The following is a 21,706-nucleotide window of genomic DNA, read 5'->3' on the forward strand; positions in this document are numbered from 1 at the left end:
CGAGCCCGACTACAGCGCCCAGGGGCCTTTCGGCGGCTTCGGTCCCGAGGACCTGCTGGGGTGCTACGCCCGGGGCGTGTTCCCGATGGCCGAGTCGCGCGACGATCCGCGCGTCTTCATCATCGAGCCCGAGCAACGCGGCGTCATTCCCCTGGACGCCTTCCACATCCCCACCCGCCTGCGTCGCACCGTGCGCGGCGAACCGTTCGAGGTGCGGGTCGATACCGCCTTCGAGGCAGTGCTGAACGGCTGTGCGGCGGCCCAGGGGCCCGAGCGCGAGGACACCTGGATCAACGCCCCGATCCGCCGCCTGTACGCCGCCCTTTTCGCCCAGGGCTACGTCCATTCGGTTGAGTGCTGGAAGGACGAACGGCTGGTCGGCGGCCTGTACGGCGTGACCCTGGGCGGGGCCTTCTTCGGCGAGAGCATGTTCAGCCGCGAACGCGACGCCTCCAAGGTGGCCCTGGTCCATCTCGTGGCGCGATTGCGCAAGGGCGGCTGGACCCTGCTGGACGCCCAGTTCCTGACCGAACATCTCAGCCAGTTCGGCGCGGTGGAGACGCCCCAGGCGGCCTATCTGCGACGGCTGAAGCCCGCGCTGAAGGTGGCCGTGGACGAGACGGCCCTGACCGCGCCTATGACGGGAGCAGAGGCGGTGGACTGGGCGCTTCGCCCCGCCTGATCCCTGTCCGGACACGGTTTCCGGCCTGTCCGGACAAGCTTGAGCTGGCGCAGACCGGCAGGCTTGCGGCCTAAGGAGGCATGACCCAAGCCGCCGCCTCATCCGCCGACGCCCCGCCCCTCGTCTCCAGCCTGCGCGAAATCCGGGAGATCGGCGTCACCGTCCTTGTCGCCCTGATCCTGGCGACCCTGTTCCGTATCCTGCTGTTCCAGCCCTTCACCATTCCATCCTCGTCGATGGAGCCGGGGCTGGTGACCGGCGACTATATCGTCGTGTCCAAATACGCCTATGGCTGGAGCCGAGCGTCCCTGCCCTTCAATCCGCCCCTGCCCAACGGCCGGCTGCTGGGAAGTCAGCCGAAACGGGGCGACGTCGTGGTGTTCCAGCGTCCCCATGATCCGGACGAGGTCTGGATCAAGCGCGTCATCGGCCTGCCTGGCGACACCGTACAGGTCCGCAGCGGTCAGGTCTTCGTCAACGAGCGGATGATCGACCGGACCCCTCTTCAGGAGGTCAGCGACCAAGACGCGCCCCAACGCCGCGTGCTGGAAGTGCGCGAGACCCTGGCGAGCGGCAAGACCTACGTCACCTATGACGGCGGGCCGGATCAGCCGGGCGACGATACGCCGATCTATCGCGTGCCGGCCGGTCAGTATTTCATGATGGGCGACAATCGCGACAACTCGCTGGACAGTCGCTGGCCCGCGGAGCTGGGCGTCGGCCTGCTGCCGGCCGAGAACATCGTCGGACGCGCCGAGATCGTGGCCGCCTCGTGGAAGCCCGGCGCCGGACTGTTCAAGCCCTGGACCTGGCTGAACCTGCAATGGGGCCGGTTCCTGAAGCCCATCCGCTAGCGGGCGCGGAATTCCTCGAAGCTGACCATGCCGTCATGGTTCCGATCCAGACGCTGGAACGCCGTCCGATCAGAGGTCACGGATTGGGCCAGCGACGGCGCGGCGACCGCGCCCAGGGCCAATCCCGCGATAGCGGCCGCCAGCAACTGACGCCAACCCATGCGGACCGACGAACGGCTTGTGTTCGACCGGTCCAACTCGCTGTCGATGAAGCGGCGGATGGCGTCGCTGGCCGTGCGGCCTTCAGCGCGGCACTTGTCCATAAAGGCGGTCTTGGTCGCGTGCGGCAGTCGGATCTCGACCGTCTCGCTCTTCTTGAGGGGTCTTTGGCGGTTCATTCCGGCCTCCTCGCGCTCAGTTCTTACAGCCGACCACCCAGGCGTCGTAGTTGGGGCTCTGCAGGCCGCTGACGGCCGGGGACGAGGCGAACATCCAGCCCCGGAAGAGCTGACGCGGATCGGCGGGTTGATTCACACCCCGCGACTGGAGCGAGACATCGACATAGGCGATTGCGTCTTCGGTCAGTTCATCGGGCGTGCTGACTTCGCAGGCGCGGACGCTGAAGATCAGGTTGCGGTTGAAGCGCACGGGACGGCCGCCGACCTCGACCTCGAACTTCATCGTCTCGGCGGTGGTCTTGTCGATGGCCTGGATGACCGCGAACTTGCGTCGCTGACGGCGGGCAGGCGTAGCCGGCTGCTCGATGGGCTTTTCGACCACCGGCTTCTCGGATTCGGCCTCTTCCTCAGCCTTTTCGGCCACGGCGGCGTCTTCGGCGATGATGACGGACGGAGGCGGAGTCACCGCCACCGGCGTGACAGGGGCGGGAGCGCCCGCAGGCGGCGCCTCGGCCGGAACGGTGGAACGCGGCGCGGCCGGCTCCTGAACCGGACGGGCGTCACGCGGCGAATCCTGAAGGACGCTGGCGGTCACGGCCCCGGCGCTTAGCACCGCAGCAACGGCCGCCCCGCCCAACAGGAGCCGATTCGATCTCACTCGGGCGTCCAGGCCTGGTAGTCGCCGGTCGCAGCGGGACGTTTGGCCTCAGCCGCCAGCGAACCTTGCGGGCGCCACGCCATGGGGGTGCCGGTCAGGTTGGGCAGGTGATCCTTTTCCCACGCGCGGCGCGGCAGCGGCGCCTCGGTCGGCGGCAGGTCGAAGGTGTAGCGCAGCCAGCCGTGCCAATCGGCCGAAACCTTGGACGCTTCGGCATAGCCTTCGTACACGACCCAGCGACGTTTGCGGCCGTCGTAGCTCGAGTTGTCCTTGGCCTCGTAGTATTTGTTGCCGATCTCGTCGGTCCCGACGTAGCGGCCACGCTTGGCGATCGTGAAGAGGGTGCCGATCGTGGCCCCGTTCCACCAGGCGAAAATCTTGTTCAGCACGTCGTCAAACCCACGCGAAAATCACCGCAGACAAGACCCGACGGCTGTGCGGATCATAGAAACACTCGCCCGCTTCGTCCAGCGGCGCTTCTCATCCTTTCCCGCCTAGTTGGAAGTCCGTATCGCTGCGCGGATCCTGGGCCCGCTGACCTGAGGCGCGCGACATTCACGCGCCCCCCGTCCACGCCGACACGGTTGGGTCGGAACATTCCTTGCCCATACGGCTTAGGTATCGAACGGCCGCAAAGACGCCTGTGGCCCCGACGCGCGATCAGTCATCAATCGACAGGGACCCGCCCTGAATGTACGAAACCTACTGCGGCCCTTCGCCGCTTCCGGACGAACTCGTCTCGCGCTGGAACCTGGATCCGATCCTTCTCGTCGCGCTGCTGGCGCTTGGCCTTGCCCTCCGGCGAAACCGGGCGGGGCTTGCCGGCGTGGCGGTGTTGGCGGTCGCTTTCGTCTCTCCGTTATGCGCGTTGTCGGCGGCCCTGTTTTCTGCGCGGATCGTGCATCATGTGCTGCTCGTCGCCGTCGCGGCGCCGCTTCTGGCCTTGGCAGTCCCCTCGCGCAGGCCCGGCGGGGTGGTGGTTTGGTTCGCGGTCTCAACCGCAGTCCTGTGGGTGTGGCACATCCCGGCCGCCTATGACGCCGCACTGACCAACATCCTCCTCTACTGGCTGATGCAAATCTCGCTGCTCGGCAGCGCCGTGCTGTTCTGGCGCGCGGTTCTGGCGGGGGATCGGTCGCCCGTGGATCGTCTGGGATTTGTGGTCGCCGCCTTTGCACAGATGGGTCTGCTCGGCGCGCTTCTGACATTCGCTCCGACGTCGCTCTACGCGGCGCACAGCTTCGCGCCCCTGGCCTGGGGCATGACCCCGCGCGACGATCAGGCCCTTGGCGGGCTGATCATGTGGGTTCCAGCGGGAATCCCTTACGCCGTAGCAGCCGTCTGGATCGCGCGTCACGGCTGGGCTCGACTGAAGGGGGCGCGCGCATGATCGACTGGCTTGCCCCCGCTGTTCCGCTGCTCAAGGCCGCGCACATCGCCGCCCTCATCATCTGGTGTGGAGGCTTGCTCGCCTTGCCGCTGATGCTAACGCGCCATGACCCGGACATCTCGATCGAGACCTATCGCGTCATCCGGCACGCTTCGCATCTGACCTATACGATGTGCGTCACACCGGCGGCTGTGATCGCCGTGATCGCCGGCGTCTGGCTCATCTTCATACGCGAGGTCTATGTGCCGTGGCTGTTCGCCAAACTGGCCTTCGTCGCCATGCTGGTGATGGCCCATGGCTGGATAGGGCACACCGTCGCACGCATCGGCGAGGATCCCGACGAGCACACGCCGCCTAGACCCTACCTCCCGATCATCCTCGTGCTGGCGCCGATGCTGATGATCCTCACCCTGGTGTTGGCCAAGCCGGCGCTGGCCTGGGTGGTCCTGCCGGACTGGCTGACCGAGCCACGGGGCGGTCAGCTCTTGTTCGACACGCCCAGTCGATAGTCGAAGACGAGTTTGCCGCCATGCCAGCCCGTTACAGCCACCACCCCGACCGACAGGGCCGACAGCAGGATGCCGTAAGGCAACACAGCCACCTCATATCCATAGAGACGATACCCCCAGTTCGCCCCCAGCAGCGCCAGCAAGGTCACGGCGATTACGAAGTGCGTCCAGGCGGGAGCCCGCGCCCGTATGCCCGACACCATCAGCAGTTCGGCCGTTCCGGAAAAGCCCGCCAGCATGCCGAACAGGAAGCCGGTCCCGGCGGACCACAGGGCGGCGCGTGCCCAGAAGGCGTCGCCGGTCCACCAGTAGATCGCGTCCGCGCCGAAGGTGCAAAAGGTCAAGGCCACGGGGAAAGCGACGCTCATGGCGTGGATCGGGTGACCGAACACGGCGATGCGCGACTCGGTCACCGAGAACCCCGGCGCCGCGGCGATCGGGTCGATAAGGGCTTCGGCTTCTTCTTCGAGATCTTCCGTCACGTCGGGTTCCTGCGGCAATCCATGGCGGTTCTGACAACGGCGCTGACGCTGGCGGGTTGCGAGGGGCCGCTGTCGACTGTGGATCCTGCGGGGCCCGCCGCCCACACCATCGCCCAGGTCTGGTGGGTGTTGCTGGCCGGGGCCGTCGCCATCTTCGTCCTCGTCATGACCCTGGTGGCGCTGGCTTTCCGGGCGCGGGGGCCGGTCAATGAAACCCAGCACGAGCGCCTTTGGGTCATCAAGCTGGGCATTGCCTTCCCGGTCGTCGTGCTCCTGTCGCTTCTCGCCTATGGCCTGGCGGCCGGAGAGCGATTGCTGCCGCGGCAGGATGCGGATGTCGTCCAGGTCGGCGCCGAAGCCCGCCGTTCCGCCTGGAGCTTCAGCTACGCCGATGTTCCGGGGCTGAGGACCGACCATGTGCTTCACATTCCAGCCGGACGGCCCGTCGATGTGGCGATCACCTCGACAGACGTGATCCACAGCTTCTGGGCCCCGCGCCTGGCAGGCAAGATCGACGCCATCCCCGGCCATGTGAACCTCCTGCGTATCGAGGCCGACGCGCCCGGCGCCTATGCGGGCCGAAGCGCTGAGTTCAGCGGCGTCGGCTACGATGATTTCGCCTTCACGGTGGTCGCCCACGACCCCGCCTCCTGGGAGCGCTTCATCAGAAGCGGCACGCCATGAACACGCTCCAGCGACACCGCCGCCTGACCGAAATCTGGTCGTCCGAGCCAGGGCTCCGCGGTCTGTTCTCGACCGTCAACCACACCGACGTCGGTCGGATGTTCCTGGCCGTGTCCTTCTTCTTCTTCCTGATCGGCGGCGTGCTCGCCATGCTGATCCGAGCCCAGCTGGCGACGCCGCACTCGGCCTTCGCCGGGCCGGAGATCTACAACCAGATCTTCACCATGCACGGGACCATCATGATGTTCCTGTTCGCCATCCCGACGTTCGAGGGCCTGGCCATGTATCTGCTGCCCAAGATGCTGGGCACGCGCGATCTCGCCTTCCCTCGCCTCTCCGCCTACGGCTTCTGGTGCTACGTCTTCGGCGGAACCATGCTGCTGGTCTCCATGGTGCTGGGCATCGCGCCGGACGGCGGATGGTTCATGTATCCCCCGCTGACCGGGCCGATCTACTCGCCGGGGATCAACACGGATTTCTGGTTGATCGGCATCACATTTGTCGAGATTTCAGCCATTGCGGCGGCGGTCGAGATCACCGTCTCGATCCTCAAATACCGCGCGCCCGGCATGTCGTTGGACAAGATGCCGATCTTCGGCTGGTACGCGCTGGTGACGGCGCTGATGATCCTGACGGGCTTTCCGCCTCTCATCCTCGGCTCGATCCTGCTGGAGCTGGAACGGGCGTTCGGACTGCCTTTCTTCCAGGCGGAGTTCGGCGGCGACAGCCTGTTGTGGCAGCACCTGTTCTGGCTGTTCGGCCACCCCGAGGTCTACATCATCTTCCTGCCCGCGGCGGGGGTGATCTCGACCATTCTGCCCGTGATGTGCCGCACGACCCTGCTCGGCTACGGCTGGATCGTGGCCTCCGCCGTCAGCCTGGCCTTCCTGTCCTTCGGGATCTGGGTCCACCACATGTTCACGACGGGCATCCCGCACATGGGGCTGGCCTTCTTTTCGGCGGCGTCAACCCTGGTGGCGGTGCCGACCGGGGTCCAGCTGTTCGCCTGGATCGGCACCATGTGGAAGGGCCGCCCCAGCCTGCGTATGCCGATGCTTCACCTGCTCGGCTTCTTCTTCACCTTCGTGATCGGAGGGTTGACCGGCGTGATGGTCGCCGTCGTGCCGTTCGATTGGCAGGCGCACGACACGGCCTTTGTCACAGCCCACCTCCACTACGTCCTGTTCGGCGGCTTCGTCTTCCCGATCCTGGCCGGCCTCTACTACTGGATGCCCCACGTCAGCGGACGCAGGCGCGCGTTCCGGCTGGGCGAGCTGGCCTTCGCCCTGGTCTTCATCGGCTTCCATGTCACCTTCCTCGCCATGCACTGGGTCGGCCTGCTGGGTCAGAGACGGCGGATTTCGACCTATATGCCGGAGGACGGCTGGACGACGGTGAACCTGATCTCGTCGATCGGCAGTTTCGTCCTGGCCATCGGCATCGCGATGGTGATCATCGACCTGGTCCTTCACGCCTTCACCGCGCGGCGCAGCCGTCGTAATCCCTGGCGGGCCGAGACGCTGGAATGGGCGATGATGACGCCCCCGCCGGCGTATAATTTCGCCAGCCTGCCCCAGGTCGCCAGCCGCCAGCCGCTGGCGGACGATCCCGAGCTTGCGATCCGGCTTGCACGTGGGGAAGGCTATCTCGCGGAGCCTCCACATGGGTGGCGCGAAAGCCTGACGGTGGACGTCGCCACCGGCAAGCCGGACTTCCACGTCATCTACCCGACCAACACCCGGCTGCCGATCCTGATGGCTGCGGTGACGGGGGTGTTCTTCCTGTCGCTGTTGCTGAAGTTCTACTGGACGATCCCTCTGGCGGTGGCGGGCGTCGCCGTCCTGGCCTGGCGTTGGGCCTGGTCGCTGGGACAAAAGACCGATCTGCCGCCGCGCGCGATTGGCCACGGCCTCGAGCTGTTCAACGCCACCCAGGTAAGCCGCTCGCCCAGCTGGTGGGGGTCCGTCTTCCTGCTGACGGCCAATGCGACCTTCTTCGGCTCGCTGCTGTTCGGCTTCGCCTTTCTGTGGACCGTGGCCCCGGCCTGGCCCCCGCCCGCCTGGTTCGAGGCGTCCCTGCCCGAGTTGGCGCTCGGCGTCGTCGGCGCGGGCGTAGCCGTGGTGTCGATCCGTCGAGCGGGGCGGGCCAATATGGAGGGAGGCGATGTTCGGGTCTGGCTTGGGCTCGCCTTCGGAGGCGCGCTGTTTGTGGCTGCGGCGTCCCTCGGGATCGTGATGCGCGCGCCCGCGCCCGCAGATCACGCCTATGGCGCAACGCTGCTGGTGCTCGGATCCTACGCCCTCTTCCACGCCGCCCTGGGGGCTTTGATGACGGCCTTTCTGGCCGCCCGTGCGGTCCGAGGCTTCACCTCGCCCCGACGCCAGGCCGAGTTCCCCGTGGTGACCTTGTGGGTGGACTATCTCGCCGGCGTCACGACCCTGATCCTCATCGTCGCCCATCTTCCGGGGCTGCAAGCGTGAGGGACGTTATCCGAATAATGATCGCGCCGCTGGTCTGGCTGGCCAGTTTCAGTGCGGTCTATGGTCTGCACGGTCTGATCTGCGGACACGGATTCGGCGGCCGCCCGCTGCTGGTAGCGGCCTACGGAATCGCGGTGCTCCTCCAGGTCGGTCTGGTCATGGCCCTCCACACCCAACGGTTCAACTCGCCCACGCCATTCGTGCGCCTCGTCAGCCGAACCACAGGCTGGGTCGGACTAATCGCCGCCATCTGGACCCTGCTGCCCACGGTGACGACAACCTACTGTCTGTGAGACGAGCGCCCGTGCAAAACGGCCGATTTCCTCGATCCCTGAAAGGCCTCATGTCACGGCCCTATCGACCGCCGCAAAATGCGTTTGGCGACAAAATCAGCAGATATCTCGAATGGCCATGATCTCCCGCCTCGAAACTCAAGCTCGGACACCCCCGAGGATGCGAGTGGATCGTCAGCCCCTGTCCCTTAATGTGGAACTCGAATTTCCAGCGTAGCCCGTTGAAAATCGAGTGCGAATGCGTCGAGATTCATAAGGAGGTCCGCGCCCAAGATCAGGCTTGGCCGCGGCGTGTCGCTACTATTGGGCGTTCCGGACTCCGGTGGCGCCTCATCGACCGCCTCCGGGTCTGCGAAGATGAGATCGATGTCCCTGAAATTGACCGGCCCCAGTTTGATACGTCCGACACGACCGGACCGAATTGCGCTCTCGTGAGAGGTAGCGCCCCGGATCGTGCCCGCCGCCTTCAGCCTCGGATCCGTCTCCGCCCATCCGAGTGCGCGCAAGGCGCCGTCCGAAGCGACCGACACGCCGGCTCCCGTATCGACAAGAGCGTCGAAGAGGACCCCGTCGATCTCCACTGGAACGACGAGCAAGCCCGCCTCATTGAGCCGGCCTTGAACCGCGACGAAATCTTCGCGATGTTCGCCGGACGGTGCGAAGTCCAGGCGATTGGCGCCGACGTCAAAGACAAGCCGCCCCTGTGAAAACCGCTCCATGCCGATGACGCCTCTGGCCTCGGTCACCCCCGCGTTGGGCAGCGCGAGAAGAGCAACGCCCTCGACCTGGAAGAGATCGGTCTCGAACCGGTCCACGCCGTATAATTCCACCTGAGACTGACCGACCGCGCCCTCCACCGTCAGGGTTTCGCCCAGGGCCGGAAGAGACAACTCTCGGGCCAGCGGCAAGGTGACCAAGCTGGTTTGAGCGGCGGTGTCGACGACCATTTTCACCGGCGCACGGCCGTTGAACCGAGCCTCGATGGTCGGGCGCCCCCGGCTGTCGCGCGCCATGGCGGTCTGCCGCGCCGTATCCGCGGCGGCAACAGCGGTCGTTTGGGCCGAAGCGAGCGAGGAGATGGTCTGTTCCGTCTCCGCCGCGAGCGCGAGAACGGAAAGGCAAGCGACGAACATAGGGCAGGCTCCGAAATCTGCGCCGACCCTAACGCCCCTAGCTGATCGGAAGCTGGCGCCGGACGCACGGCCTCATGCCTTGAGGGCGGGGTCCGCGAGGGGCTCGAAACGCAGGGCAACCTCCGCGCCGCCGCCCGGCGGCGCGCTGACCTCAATCCGCCCCTCGTGCCGCTCGATCACCGCCTTGACGATCGCAAGCCCCAGACCATAGCCGCTTCGCCCCGTCGAAAAGCGCGTGAAGGGCTCGAACAGATCCTTGACCTGCTCGGGCGGAATGCCCGGCCCATGGTCGCGAATGCGGACCCAACCCTCCTTGTCCAGACGAACCGTCACCCCCTGCCCCTCGGCGGAAAAAGACAGGGCGTTGTCGATCACATTGCCGATCGCGGTCTCGACCAGACCCGGATCGGCCCACACCCTATGGCGAGTCACCTCCCGCTCGAACAGAAGGTCCAACCCCCGCCGTCGGGCGACGGTCTCACGCTCGCCGACAACCCGCCCCGTGATCGTCACCAGATCGGTCTCGCGCATCGCCTCTTCGGCTTCGCCGATCGTCATCAGCGTCAGCAGCTTGTTGGCGAGATCCGTCAGACGTCGAACATCGGAGATCAACTTATCCTTTAATGCGCCCTCATCCATGATCTCGAGACGGGTGCGCAGCACGGTCAACGGCGTCCGCATCTCATGCGCGGCGGCCGAAAGGAAAAACCGCTGCCGACGCTGGGCTTCGTCCACACGAACAATCATCTGGTTCAGGGCGGTGACCAGGGGCGTGACTTCGAGCGGAAGTCCTCGCTCTGGGAAAAGCCCCTGCAAATCGTCTGGATCGAGATCGCGCGCGAGGGCCGCCACGCGACGGATCCGCAGCATGTTGATCAATAAAATCACGGCAAAAACGACGAAGGCGGCGCCGACGGTGAACAGGAAGAGGCCGCCATAGCTCCAGATGAACTTGCCATAGAGCTTGGCCGAGCTGACCACCGCGCCGGTCGTCGCATTCTCAACGCCCGCATACTCGTAGTAACTTCTTTGCCCATTGCAGTCGGCATAGGCGAGGAAGCTCCGTCCTCTCCCCCCTAGGTCGCTACGGGCCGTGTGAAGGCAAAGATCTGGATAAACCGCAGAGAGATTCTGACGTTCCAGCCGGTCGAACGCCAGGCTGATAAAAAGGGGTGTCCCCTCGCCTTGGCGGTAGTTGCGTCCATTGACACGCACGAAATAGCGGAAGTGCGGATTATGCGACTGCAGGTCGCGCAACACCGGATTTGCCGCCAAATCCCCGCCAGATCCCGGTTTTTCTCTTTCAGCTAGGGCGAAGCGGCTGAGCGCCTCGGACGCGCTCGACGCCGTACGATCCAACGGGTCCGCGACGCCGCTGGGCTCGACCGACAGCAGCGGACGGATGGTGAAGAAATAGACGCCGAACCCCACGAATAGAATGGTGATGAGCGCCATCTGGCCGAACATCGACCGATGCAGGGTCTTCAGGTTAAAGCCCAAGCCATTCTCCTCGCCTGTCGGCGTCAGCGCACAGCCTAGCCTGGCGCGCGTTTTGACGAAACGGCCCGTCTTAAGGCGCGGCGTTCAGAGACAGAGGCGGTAGTGGTCCGAACCGGACGTCCAACGCTCTTTCGGCCTGACGGTCGAGGATGGTTTTCAGGGCGTCATATGCTCGACGCCTATCGGCAGGATTTCGCAGGGTCATGACGGCATCGACAAAATCGGTTTCCGTCGGTGGGGGATCGCCAGGCTCGCGTTCGATCACCGTGGGCGGGTAGAGCGCTTGGAGCAAGGCTGCGTGCAACAGGCCTTGCGTCGCATCCAGATCACCGGCGCGGCCCGCTGCGCGCGCCGCCGCCAGTCGCATCCCCGCAGAGGCGGCAGGCAGTGCGTGCAACTGCCGTTTCAGTCCCTCCAGCGCCGCAGCATCGGGCGCTTCCCGCGTCGCCTCCAGGAGCGCCAGATAGAGCGCGAGATCATGGACCGACATGGGCGCGCCGTTGAAGCGTTCTTGCAGCGCCGCGAGCCGCGCCTGCGCCGTTCCCTCAACCGTCAGGCCGCGCGCGATCACGGCATAGAGCCGCATCTGGCGTCCCTGCGCCTGCGGCGACTGAACCGCCAGTTCCGCTGTCAACTCGGCCGTCACTTCGGGTCGACTGATCAGGATTTCAGCGACCTGAGGGCCATATTGGGCGACGACCGGGTCCGCCAGGGAGTCGATCAACGCCTGACGGTCGTCGGCATCGCCATCCACCCGTCCGCGCTGCACCGTCTTCCGCCAAAGCCTGCGCAGAGCAAGGCCAGCGTCGGTCGCGGGCGCGCCAGCAAGCGCGTTCAGCGGACGAGCGTCGGCGCTTTCAACGGGCGACCATTCCTGCTCGGGCTCCGCCAGGGCGCGGACGGCCGGCGCGTCCGGGAACCGAGTTTGATAGGCCTCCCAGGTCGGGCTGAAGGCGGAGAGCATGTTGTTCACGCCAAAGTGCAGCTGAGACGCGCGCGTAACCAGTTGATTGATCCAGTCGGCGTCGTCGAGATCGACGCTCGACGCCTGCGCCACGTGGTCGGCTGCCACGACGTTCCCCGTCAACCGGTACGCCAAGCCGAGGATGGTCGCCGCCTCCTGATCTTCGACATGTGCGTCGGAATAGGGTCGCACTGTCTGGACCAAGGCGTCGAAGTCGGTCGCGCGCGCCTGCAGCGTCATGAGGGCGGCGACATAGCTCGCATTGCCCGGCTCGAACTCAACGAGTTTGCGATAGGCGGCGAGAATGGCTTGATCGCCGCCGCCGTTGTCCAGACCACCGACGAGGAAGCGACGCTGAAAGCGCGCGGTCTCCTCACGCGTCGCCGAGGAACGCGCCAGGAAGGCGTCGAACGCCGCCTGACGCTCGGCCGCAAACCGGGCGCGCAACAGGGCTCGCAAGGCGCCATCGTTTTGGGCGTCGGATTGTTCGATCAGGGCGGTCAGAGCCTCAAAGCTCGCCGTTCGGTCATTGGCGTACCAAGCCGCCAGGACATCAGGAAGACGGGCGCCGTCCGGATAACGCACGGCGGCCGCCTTTGCGGCCTGCAGCAAGAGCGCCCTGTTCGCTTCGGGCGCATCCAGGCGAAGAAGCAGGTGGGTGAAATTGCTCACGCTGTTGGGGGCGTTGGGCCGGTCTCCGCCAATATCGCGAACCAACACCGCCTGAAACCGATCACGTCGCCCCGCCGACAGCGGTCGATCCAGCAGATAGCCTGCGACCGCCGCCTGTAGTCCGGAGACCTCGCCGGTCTGCTCCATCCGTTCGACCAGGACTTCGTAGACGCTGATCAGGCGGTCTTCATCGAAGCGCGCCGCGATCTGATCCAGAGGGTTGGCGCCGCCCCGCCGCCGCGACGCCGCGCTGCCCGTCGGAAGAGGATCGCCCCCGCGCGTAACCAGGAATTGGATTAGCGTGTCATCCTCGAGCAGTCGGCGGCCGGCGGCCGCCTCTAGCCGGCCCAGTCGCGTGGGATCGATCCGGTAGACGTCGAACAGAACCGCATCACGGAAGCCATACGCTTCGAACGGCGGCAGTATGTCCTCTCGCAGAACTTCTGGAGAGCCAAGATCCGCCGCCTTCATCAGCAGCGCGACCAATCCCCCCGGCTGCGCCCCCACATCGCCCCGCGCGCGCGCCTCGCGCCAGCGCGTATCCTCGGCGATAGCCTGCGTCATCATGGCCCGAACGCGCGCGCGGTCTCTCATCTCGAAAGCCAGAACCAGGTCCAGTTCAAATTCGCCAGTTTGCTGGGCCTGGCGCCTCAGATCATCGAGTGCGCCGTCCCCGCCCCCCGCCGCCGTAGGCGAAGCCTGATAGGCGGCTAGTCCCCGAAGGTAGTCAGTGTCGGCGGCATACATCGTCCGCAGGCGCGCCTCCGCCCCAGCCAGTGCCGGATCATTCAGCGCCGAGGCCAGACGTCGGTTGATGGTGACCGCAAGGGCGAGACGCGGCGCCTCCGCCAGCGTCTGCTCGCCACCATCTGTCTGAGTCGAGGACATGGCGGCGTCGAACGTCATACGCCAATCGGACAGCCTGTCCGCGTCGTTGGACTCTGGCCAGGTCAGCAGCAGACCCTCGATCAGAGTCGGACCATATTGCGCCGCGTCCAGATTGGGCGACGCGTCGCCCACGACACGAAGCGGCTGCCGCTGGACCAACAGATTCACAGCCTTCCAGTAAAGTTCGCTCGCCTCATCGGTCTCGCCCTCGGCCTCCATCAACTCTGCGGTTCGGGCCAGGAGGTCGAGGTTGTCCTGATCCTGCAACAACGCCAGGCGATAGCTCGCAAGAGCTTCTCGGTTACGTCCGACGTCGGCATAGGCCTGGCCGCGAAGAGCCTCGACATTCACCAACCCGTCCATATCCCCCATGAGGGCAAAGGCGCGCTCGGCGCCCGCCACGTCTTCCTGTTTCAGGAAGGCGCCGGCCAGATCGGCATAGACCTCGGGCGGATAGGGCCTGCGGATGGCGACAAGACGCCGCCCGTAGATGACCTTGCGTCGGGAATCGCCGGGCCCGGCCTCGCCGGGAGATGTCAGGGCGATCAGTTGTCGCAGCACCGCAGGTTTCTGGTCCCCCGCCACGGCGAGCGAAGACTGAAGCGCGCGTAGTTGGGTCTCGACGTCACCCCGATCCTGGCTGATGTCCCCGACAAGGGAAGCCAGCCTTACGTCATCACCGTACGTCAGGATTCGCTCGAAGGCGGCGCGCCGAGCCCAACTCAACCGGCCCTGAACCAGGTCCGCAGGCACAGGCGCCTTGTTTCCCCCTGACGTCAGAATGTCGAGCAGACCGTTCATGGCCGCCACGAACGCCGCCTCGTCAGTCGCGGTCTCGGCCTTGTATTGCAGCAGGGTCGCAGCCTCGGCGACCGCGCCCGTCGCCTTTTGCGCCGCCGTGAACTCCAGCAAGGCGTCCACATTCGCCGGAGCCATAGCCAGGGCGCGCCGATGTTGCACCAAGGCCTCGTCCAGGCGATAGCCGGAGGTGTAGATCGAGGCGGCAAAGCGCGCGGCGTCCACGTCGTCGAGCCGGCCTGCCGACTGGATGCGCGTCAACAGAGCGTCGATCCGCGCATTGCGGTCGGCTTCGCTTTCGACCGGATCAGGAAAACGTAGGATGTTGATGATCAGCCGCCGCAGATAGGCGTCGGCATTAACTGGATCGACGTCCGCAAGCCGCTCCAGAGTCTGGTTCAGAGCCGCATAATTGCGCATCCGCGCCTGGACCGACGCCAGTTGTTCCAGAGTCTGGACCTCACGCGCGCTCGACCGCTCGGCATAGGTCCGCACTGCCCGTTCGGCGGCCGCGCCGTCTTGTTGAGCGATGCGGATCTCGACCAGGAGATTGACCTCGCCCTGGTCGGCGGCGCCGATGGCGATGCGCTGCTCCAGTTCGTCGCCGATGACGTCCAGGCGATCAAGCCGCTGGGCCGCCCGGATGATCAGCCGCTGAAGATAGGTCTTGCGCGCCGGCAACTGGGTCCGGGCCCACAGGCTCCGCCAGCGCTCCAGCGCCGCCTCGGTCTGCCCGGTGGCGTAGGCGAGTTCGGCGATATGGGCCTGCTGCTCGTCGTCGAGAACGCCGCCGGCCCGCTCGATCGACAGCAGAGCGTCCAGCGCCTGATCCTGGCGGCCCAGGCGCTCGTAGTCCTCGGCCACGCTGAGCTGTATCTCGACATCATTCGGCCGTAGCGAGCGCAAGGCCGTCAGCCCCGCCTGGGCCTCGGCGTCGCGTCCCTGATCGATGGCGATCTCGATTTCAAATCGTCGCACGGCCGCAGCCAGTTGCGGTTGGGCGGCCATGTCACCCAACAGGGCGCGGGCGTGATCGCCCAGCCCCATGGCGATCATCCGGCGCGCAGCCTCGATCTGGACGTCGGGGCGGGCCCGGTTGGCCGCGAAAAAGGCGCGGTACGCCTGAACCGCCTGGTCGGTGTCGCCGCGTTGAAGATAGAACCCCGCCAGATCGTTCGTCCAGCGCGGTTCGGAGGGTTGGGCCCGGATCAGGCGAGCATACTCCGCCTCGACTTCGTCCGTAAGTCCGGCGGTGCGCAACACACCCAGCAGGCGCGCCCGCAGGACCGGGTCGCCGCTCGCCTGAACAAAGGCGACAGCCTCGTCGTGTCGACCCAACTCCAGGAGAACATCGACGCGCGTCTGATCCACCTCAGGTCCGCGCGGGTGCGCCGCAAGATCCACCGCCGCGCCCACAAGGTTGTCCTGGTCGCGATAGGACTCGACCAGCAGCGCAAGGGCATAAAGCCGATCCTCGGTCGTCTTCGCCGCATCAAAAGCACGCCAGGCGGCGGAGACGGCGGCGGTAGAATCTTTGGCCGTGATGGCCCAGTCCGTTTGGCGCACCGCCACGCCGTACCCTGAGACGGCGGGCCGATAGAGGGCCAGGGCGTCGCCAGGTCGATCCAGCAACCCGAGGACGGCGGCAGCGCGATTGGCGATCTCCGGATCGACGTGGGCGAGGCCGTTCAAGGCGTCGAGACGACGGCCCGTCACTCCGATCACGGCCAGTCTGCGCTCTATCATGGTCCGTTCGGCGGGATCGTCGGAGAGGTCGCGCGCGCGTTCGTAGAAACCGGTTGCAGCCCCCGCCTGGCCTTGGATGTCGAGCAAGCGCGCGCGAAGGAGAAGCGCGTCGGACGTCTCGCAGTGAATCAGAGCGGCCGCCGCCGTGTCGCTCGCGGCCTCGGCCTGGCCATCGCGCCATTGAAGCGCCGCCTTCAACAGGGCGGCCCGGCAGGACGCGACCCTGTCCGGCGAAGCCGTCAGGACATCCAGGCGCGCCATGACTGCGGCCAGATCGTCGGCAAGCACGGCGCGTGAATACAGCCGATCAACTGCGGCGAAGTCCAGGCGTTTGGCAGCGATCAGTTCAGGCTCGATAGCGGTCGGAAGCCTAAGGCTCGACTCCTGAGCATTGGGAGCCGTCATCGCCAGCGTCGGCGCGACGCCGCCGGTCAGGCTGAGCCCCAGGGCCAGGAACACGGATCGACTGTGAAGAGCCATTGGTCAAGCTTCCGCAACGGTCCGCCGGGGCGGCCAGCGACGATAGAGAATGTCGGCAAGATACAGGGCCAAGGCCAACCAGCAGAGCCAACCCCAAAGGTCGAGCGCGACAGCCTCCCTTCCCCGGAACGCCGGTTGAGACGAAAGCGCCGCGACCGTGCCGAGAACCTCGCCTCCGGTGAGGCGAGAGAGCTGGTCGAGCGGAAGGGTGTCCGCTCTCGACAAGGGACGATTCAGGTCGCCGCCCCCAAGGGACGGCAAGGCCGCGCGTGTCGTCCCGCGCCTATCGCGGACATCCAGACGCACCGCGCGATCAGTCGCAACGTCCACGGACGCCGTAAACAGGCCCGGCGCGCGTTGAACGACGCGAAGATCGCGGTCAGCCATCCCGCCGCCTTCCCCCAGAAGACGAAGGGTCGGGGCGACTTCTCCGCCGCCTCGCAGCCGCTGCGCCACAACCAGGACCCGCCCCCCCGTCCGACCGAGACGCACATCCCAGTCGGGCCGGGCGTCAGCCGTCTTCGCCAACAGACGCCGCAGCCAGTCGCCATAGCCGGCCCAGTCACGCCAGTGCTCAGTCCCCTCGCCCAAAGGTTCGGTCATCAGGGCGGTCACCCGCCCCGCCCCCCATTGCCAGCTGGCCAGGACCGGGTCACCGGTCTGGGTTCGCAGCAGGGTGTCCGCCAATGGCCGGACACCGGCCAGGGCGTAGCCGTCCAGCGCTGGCGGCGGGGACGCCAGATCGCTCCAGCCGTAGGCCGGCGCCGAAGACGCCAAGGCGAAGCCGCCCCGCTTCACGCCCGGTTCCGGCTTTTGCTGCGGCTGTTTGAGATTGATCTCGACCAGATTGAACTCGTCGTTGACCACATAGAAGCGGCCCCGCCCCAGGCGGGCCCACTGCGCCATCCGCGCCTCCCTATCGGCGCCGGCTCCGCCGATCAGGACGGTCGAGACCGTGACCTGATTGGCGGCGACATGGCGGATCAGTTGCGAATAGCGGTCGGCGTTCACGCCTGCGTCTGAGATCACCAGGATATGACGATACCGCGCCTGGGTGTCCTGGAGACCATAATAGGCCTCCTGCAAGGCCCCGAAGAGATGCTCGCTGTCACCCTGGGCCTGAACACGCCCGATGGCGCGCTCGACCTCGGGGATGTCCCGCGCCGGCTGCATCGGCGTCACCCACTGCCGTCCGCCGTAGAACTCGACCACGCCCACGCTGTCCGCCGGCGTCAGTTTGCGCACCGCCAGTCGGGCGACCTGTTTGGCCAGATCCAGGGGGGCGCCGAGCATGGAGCCCGAAGTGTCGATCACAACCGCCAGGGCCACACTGGGGTCCTCGGTCAGTTCGTCCTGCTTGATCTCGACCGGCAGCGCCGCCGCCAGAGGCGTGCCGGCATAACCGCCGGGCGCGAAGGCCGCGTCGCCGCCCGCCGCCAGCAACCCAAGTCCTCCGCCGCGCACCGCTTCAATCAGACGCCGTTGCGTCGGCGCCGGAAGGCGCGAGGCCGGGACGTCGTCCAGCATGACCGCGCGATAATCGCCGAGATTGATCGTGCCCAGGCTCGCCGCGTCACGGGCGTCGACCCGCACCCCGTCGCCGAGCAGACGTTGCAAGGCTGCGCCCGCACCCGCCTCTCGACTGTTGGCGTAAAGCAGAGGCAGCGGATCCTGGACGGGAATGATCGTCTGATAACGACTGACAACCGCGCCGTCGCGAGACAATTCCAGACGCACCGGTCGATAACCCGCCGCCTCTCCGGATGCTGAAAGCGGCACGACGACCCCGCCGTCCAGATCGAACGGGCCGACCGCCGCGATCCGCCGCTCACCGCTGAAAGCCGCCAGGGACAGCCCCTGGCCCACGCCCTCGAGGCGCACCTGCAGCGACATCCGTTCGCCGGCCCCGATGACCGGCGCATCGACGCGGGCGATGAAGGCGTCCTGTCGTCCTGTCGCCAGCGTCACAGTGTCCACAGCGACCCCTCGGGCCACCAGCCCCTGAACCGTGCGCCCCCAGTCACGATCCGCGCTTAGCCCATCGCTGACCAGGGTCACCCGTCCCGGCGCGCCCGCCGCAAACCGGTTGAGCGCCAGGCTCAGCGCCTCGGTCAGCGACCCGTCGGCGCCGTCGGCGCCCAGCATGATGAAGCGATCGGCTCTGACCTTGAGAGGCGTTCCGCCGCGTTGGATCACGGTCACCGGACCATATGCGCGACGGCGAGCGACAGCCGCGATCACCGCTTCGCCCACCTGGTCGCGCGTCGCCGGCGAAAGCCGATCCCCCTGATCAATGACGAAAACCTGAGGCGCGCCCCGCCCCGGATGGATGAGGCTGGGTTGCGTCAAAGCGGCGATCAAGGCGGCGAAGACCGCGAGGCGCAGCCCCAGCCTGACGGGCGAGGCCTTGCGTCCGAGCCAGAACAGGATCGGCGTCAGCAGCAGAAGCCAACCGGCCTCTGGATGAAGAAAGGTCAGGGACACGGTCGGGACCTCAGGCCAGGACGCCGCGCTGATGCAGCCGCCATTCGAGCAACAGCAACAGGCCAGCCAGCACGACCAGCACGGAGAATAAGAAATCGAGCGCCTGTCCACGCACGCGTTCGACGGTGACGCCGGCAGGCCTAGGCCGGGCCGCATCAAGGGTCGATGTGCGGTCCAGCAACGACGCCACGACGGACAGGTCGCCGATCTGGGTTTCGCCGGCCGCGCCCAAGAACAACGCGCCATTCAAGGCGTGCGTGGCGAGCCGGTGATCCGCCGCCAGCCCGTAGAGGTTTGACTGATCGACCAACTCCGTCCCCGCTGCGGCATAGGGAATCCAAGGCTTCGGATCGGATAGCCACCACAGTGATCGAGATACGAAGACCGGGAAGTCGGCGGACGTGGTGAAACCGAGACCATCCTCGAATAACGTCGCCCAGACGGACAACTCACGATGCGGCCCGGATCCGGCCACTACCGTCACCGCACGGTTTGTCCGCCGCGCGAGAGCGTTGGCGTCAAGTCGGTCCAGCCCCAGGGTCTCAGCATCGACCTCCAGATCGCCCCCCGTTTCGTCGTTGCCGTAGGTCAGTTGAAACGCGGGTCCACCGGTCCGCGACAGGACCAGGGCGGGCTTTCCAACACCGAACGCCTCACCCTCGAGACGCACCACCACATCGGCCTGATCAGCGCCGACGACGGTCAGCCTGGCGTCCAGCCCCACGACCTGCCGAACGGAGGCCGGCGCGCCGGAGGAGAGGGCGACCTTCAGGACACCGCCTGTCGGCAATCTCAAGGCGGCGTGGTCATCCGCGGGAAAGGCGTCGGCGCGCGCCAAGCGCGTTTCGAAAAGACCGCCGTCCGCTGCAACATCCCGGATCAGCAATCCGCCATCGGACGTCGCGATCGTCTGCGCCGCCAGGTCGCGACCATCATGGCTGAACCGCAGAGCATCTGCCGGCACAGCCCGACCTCGGGCATTGATGGCTTTGATCAGTATATCCGCGCGTCCTGCCGCCCCTGAGGCGGCCGGCCGGACCCCCAGGGCGACGACGCCCCGATTGTCAGCCACAGGCTCGGCGAGATAGCCCCAGATCAGACGTGTTCCGGCGGCCGGTCGCACGGCGACGGACGCAGGCCACGCGCCGTAATAATGGAGAAGGATCAGTTCGCCGTTCGACGGCGCTATGGTCGGGTCCACGGCGCCTGTGGCGACGAACTGAGGGAAACTCGAAGGTCTCGCCTCAGCCTTCACATCGGCGAGCCGCCGCGTCAGCAGGGCGATATTCTCTCCAGGGCGCAAAAGGGGTGTACCGGTGGGATCGCCCAGATAGACGGCGCGTCGCGACGACGGGGTCGCGCGCACGTCGGCGATCAGAGCCCGACGCGCACGTGCAAAGTCGTCCCCTCCTGTCAGCGCCGCTGAGGTGTCGAGATAAAAGACATGACGCGCTGCGTCCTGGCCCGGCGTCGGCTCTGGCCGAGCTCCCGCCACCCAAAGCAACAGAGCGATCACGAGGATCAGGAGATAGGCGAGCCAACGCTGAAACCGTTGACGAAACACCCGCAGAGGCGCGACGCGCGCCGCCTGCGCCCACAGTCCCGCAGCGGCGACCCGCACGAGCTTCTGGCGGGCCTTGAGGATCTGCAGCGCCCACAGCAAGAACGCCAGAACGCCGCCGCCGGCCACGACGGCCCAGAGCGGAAGGGACAGGAAAGTCACAGTCGGACCGCTCCGCCTTCAAACAGGACCGACAGTTGCTCCAAGACCGAGGAGTCGGCGTCGATCCGGACCAGACCGGCGCCGCGGGTTCGGGCGAAATCGATCAGTGTCTGGTCGAATGTACGGTAGGCGGACTTGTAGCGGGCGATCAGGTCCGGCGTGATGGTCAAGGAAACGGGGCTCTCCACCTCGCCGTCGTCCATCAACACGTCGCCGTTCAGGTCCGGATGTCGCTCGGGGTCCGCGTCATGGGGTTTGACGATCTGCACCAGCAGGAGGCGATGCGGCAGCCGTTCCAGGCCGCGCACGACCGCCTCAATTCCGGCTTCGTCGAAGAAGTCGGACACCACCACGACCAGTCCGTGACGCACGCGCATTCCGCCGAGGTGAGCCAGGGCCGCCGCCAGACCGGTGCCGCCCAAAGCCTCGTAGCCGGCCAGGCTGTGGGCCACGCGCGCCAGCCCCGCCTTGCCTGATACGGCGCGGAACTCGACCTCCATCGTGTCGGAGAAGGGAAACAGGCCGACGGAATCATGCTGATCAAGCGCCACAGCCGCGAGGGCCAGGGCGGCGCGCTGAGCGGCATGAATGCGCGGCGGCCGCTCGACGTAGAGACTGCGCGACCGATCAACGAGGAAATACACAGGCATGTCCTGGCTTTCCTCGAACACACGGACAAAGACCTTGCCCAGGCGCCGATACACATTCCAGTCGATCGCGCGCAAATCATCGCCCGCGACATAGGGTTTGAAGTCCGCAAACTCGGCCCCCTGCCCCCGCGCATTGGTACGTTGCTCGGCCAGCCGCCCGCCCTTTTGGGCCCGCGATATCCTCAAGGAAAACGGCTGGAGCGCCGCCAGGAAGGCCGGGTCGAACAATGCCTCAAAGTTCAGTGCGCGGGCGAGATCCCTGTCGCGTGGTGCGACGGCGCGCTTGCGGAACACCATT

The 21,706-nt window shown here is 66.4% G+C and carries 17 protein-coding genes; 7 read left to right on the forward strand and 10 right to left on the reverse strand.

Translation table 11 applies throughout. From position 1 onward, the window contains the following. The first annotated feature begins 85 nt into the window (after window positions 1–85). Window positions 86–682 (forward strand): leucyl/phenylalanyl-tRNA--protein transferase, encoded by a 597-nt coding sequence (gene aat, locus ACW177_RS12015; protein WP_492028115.1) that lies wholly within the window; start codon window positions 86–88, stop codon window positions 680–682. Between the two features lie 80 nt (window positions 683–762). Then, window positions 763–1,536 carry a signal peptidase I gene (gene lepB, locus ACW177_RS12020; protein ID WP_492025926.1) on the forward strand — a complete coding sequence of 258 codons (774 nt, stop codon included), beginning with the start codon at window positions 763–765 and terminating at the stop codon, window positions 1,534–1,536. Here the strand turns inward: lepB and ACW177_RS12025 are convergent. From ACW177_RS12025 to ACW177_RS12035, 3 genes are read right to left on the reverse strand one after another with little or no spacing between them, the layout of a single operon-like run. Further along, the gene (locus ACW177_RS12025; RefSeq protein ID WP_492025927.1) at window positions 1,533–1,874 is read right to left on the reverse strand and encodes an EF-hand domain-containing protein; all 342 of its coding nucleotides are present in this window, start codon (window positions 1,872–1,874) and stop codon (window positions 1,533–1,535) included. The two genes, lepB and ACW177_RS12025, sit on opposite strands and share 4 nt — an antisense overlap. A 16-nt stretch (window positions 1,875–1,890) precedes the next feature. Beyond that, on the reverse strand, window positions 1,891–2,469 hold the full coding sequence (locus tag ACW177_RS12030) for a DUF2155 domain-containing protein (protein ID WP_492025928.1): 579 nt from the start codon (window positions 2,467–2,469) through the stop codon (window positions 1,891–1,893). 59 nt (window positions 2,470–2,528) lie between these two features. Continuing rightward, complete coding sequence (locus ACW177_RS12035; RefSeq protein WP_492025929.1) at window positions 2,529–2,921, reverse strand: NADH:ubiquinone oxidoreductase subunit NDUFA12; 393 nt, start codon at window positions 2,919–2,921, stop codon at window positions 2,529–2,531. Between the two features lie 302 nt (window positions 2,922–3,223). Between ACW177_RS12035 and ACW177_RS12040 the strand changes: the two genes are divergently transcribed. Next, window positions 3,224–3,922: a cytochrome c oxidase assembly protein gene (locus ACW177_RS12040; RefSeq protein ID WP_492025930.1), complete on the forward strand. Its 699-nt coding sequence runs from the start codon at window positions 3,224–3,226 to the stop codon at window positions 3,920–3,922. Continuing rightward, window positions 3,919–4,431, forward strand: coding sequence for a CopD family protein (locus ACW177_RS12045; RefSeq protein WP_492025931.1), 513 nt, complete (start codon window positions 3,919–3,921; stop codon window positions 4,429–4,431). The genes ACW177_RS12040 and ACW177_RS12045 overlap by 4 nt, the downstream gene beginning before the upstream one ends. Here ACW177_RS12045 and ACW177_RS12050 read toward each other — a convergent pair. Further along, window positions 4,401–4,913: a DUF2231 domain-containing protein gene (locus ACW177_RS12050; protein ID WP_492025932.1), complete on the reverse strand. Its 513-nt coding sequence runs from the start codon at window positions 4,911–4,913 to the stop codon at window positions 4,401–4,403. The genes ACW177_RS12045 and ACW177_RS12050 overlap by 31 nt on opposite strands. A gap of 21 nt (window positions 4,914–4,934) precedes the next feature. Between ACW177_RS12050 and ACW177_RS12055 the strand changes: the two genes are divergently transcribed. From ACW177_RS12055 to ACW177_RS12065, 3 genes are read left to right on the forward strand one after another with little or no spacing between them, the layout of a single operon-like run. Then, window positions 4,935–5,597, forward strand: coding sequence for a cytochrome c oxidase subunit II (locus ACW177_RS12055; protein ID WP_492025933.1), 663 nt, complete (start codon window positions 4,935–4,937; stop codon window positions 5,595–5,597). Continuing rightward, complete coding sequence (gene ctaD / locus ACW177_RS12060) at window positions 5,594–8,077, forward strand: cytochrome c oxidase subunit I (protein WP_492025934.1); 2,484 nt, start codon at window positions 5,594–5,596, stop codon at window positions 8,075–8,077. The genes ACW177_RS12055 and ctaD overlap by 4 nt, the downstream gene beginning before the upstream one ends. Next, entirely contained in the window at window positions 8,074–8,370 is a 297-nt protein-coding gene (locus ACW177_RS12065) for a hypothetical protein (protein WP_492025935.1), read from the forward strand. Before ctaD ends, ACW177_RS12065 begins: the two co-directional genes overlap by 4 nt. 188 nt (window positions 8,371–8,558) lie before the next feature. Here ACW177_RS12065 and ACW177_RS12070 read toward each other — a convergent pair whose 3' ends face one another. The 6 genes from ACW177_RS12070 to ACW177_RS12095 form a co-directional block, all read right to left on the reverse strand. After that, window positions 8,559–9,503 carry an aspartyl protease family protein gene (locus ACW177_RS12070; RefSeq protein WP_492025936.1) on the reverse strand — a complete coding sequence of 315 codons (945 nt, stop codon included), beginning with the start codon at window positions 9,501–9,503 and terminating at the stop codon, window positions 8,559–8,561. A 72-nt stretch (window positions 9,504–9,575) separates the two neighbouring features. After that, the gene (locus ACW177_RS12075) at window positions 9,576–11,003 is read right to left on the reverse strand and encodes a sensor histidine kinase (RefSeq protein WP_492025937.1); all 1,428 of its coding nucleotides are present in this window, start codon (window positions 11,001–11,003) and stop codon (window positions 9,576–9,578) included. A gap of 70 nt (window positions 11,004–11,073) precedes the next feature. Continuing rightward, window positions 11,074–16,551, reverse strand: coding sequence for a hypothetical protein (locus ACW177_RS12080; RefSeq protein WP_492025938.1), 5,478 nt, complete (start codon window positions 16,549–16,551; stop codon window positions 11,074–11,076). A 3-nt stretch (window positions 16,552–16,554) separates the two neighbouring features. Beyond that, window positions 16,555–19,035 carry a VWA domain-containing protein gene (locus tag ACW177_RS12085; RefSeq protein WP_492025939.1) on the reverse strand — a complete coding sequence of 827 codons (2,481 nt, stop codon included), beginning with the start codon at window positions 19,033–19,035 and terminating at the stop codon, window positions 16,555–16,557. Window positions 19,036–19,045: 10 nt separating this feature from the next. After that, the gene (locus ACW177_RS12090; RefSeq protein ID WP_492025940.1) at window positions 19,046–20,725 is read right to left on the reverse strand and encodes a hypothetical protein; all 1,680 of its coding nucleotides are present in this window, start codon (window positions 20,723–20,725) and stop codon (window positions 19,046–19,048) included. Between the two features lie 29 nt (window positions 20,726–20,754). Further along, window positions 20,755–21,705 carry a DUF58 domain-containing protein gene (locus ACW177_RS12095; RefSeq protein WP_492025941.1) on the reverse strand — a complete coding sequence of 317 codons (951 nt, stop codon included), beginning with the start codon at window positions 21,703–21,705 and terminating at the stop codon, window positions 20,755–20,757. Window position 21,706: the final 1 nt, after the last annotated feature.

It is taken from the genome of Brevundimonas sp. AVps23W (genome assembly GCF_058681395.1).

Coding starts and splice junctions, on each gene's coding strand:
- aat (WP_492028115.1), top strand. CDS start 86: ATGGCCGAGTCGCGCGACGATCCGCGCGTCTTCATCATCGAGCCCGAG.
- lepB (WP_492025926.1), top strand. CDS start 763: ATGACCCAAGCCGCCGCCTCATCCGCCGACGCCCCGCCCCTCGTCTCC.
- ACW177_RS12025 (WP_492025927.1), bottom strand. CDS start 1,874: ATGAACCGCCAAAGACCCCTCAAGAAGAGCGAGACGGTCGAGATCCGA.
- ACW177_RS12040 (WP_492025930.1), top strand. CDS start 3,224: ATGTACGAAACCTACTGCGGCCCTTCGCCGCTTCCGGACGAACTCGTC.
- ACW177_RS12045 (WP_492025931.1), top strand. CDS start 3,919: ATGATCGACTGGCTTGCCCCCGCTGTTCCGCTGCTCAAGGCCGCGCAC.
- ACW177_RS12055 (WP_492025933.1), top strand. CDS start 4,935: ATGGCGGTTCTGACAACGGCGCTGACGCTGGCGGGTTGCGAGGGGCCG.
- ctaD (WP_492025934.1), top strand. CDS start 5,594: ATGAACACGCTCCAGCGACACCGCCGCCTGACCGAAATCTGGTCGTCC.
- ACW177_RS12070 (WP_492025936.1), bottom strand. CDS start 9,503: ATGTTCGTCGCTTGCCTTTCCGTTCTCGCGCTCGCGGCGGAGACGGAA.
- ACW177_RS12080 (WP_492025938.1), bottom strand. CDS start 16,551: ATGGCTCTTCACAGTCGATCCGTGTTCCTGGCCCTGGGGCTCAGCCTG.
- ACW177_RS12095 (WP_492025941.1), bottom strand. CDS start 21,705: ATGGTGTTCCGCAAGCGCGCCGTCGCACCACGCGACAGGGATCTCGCC.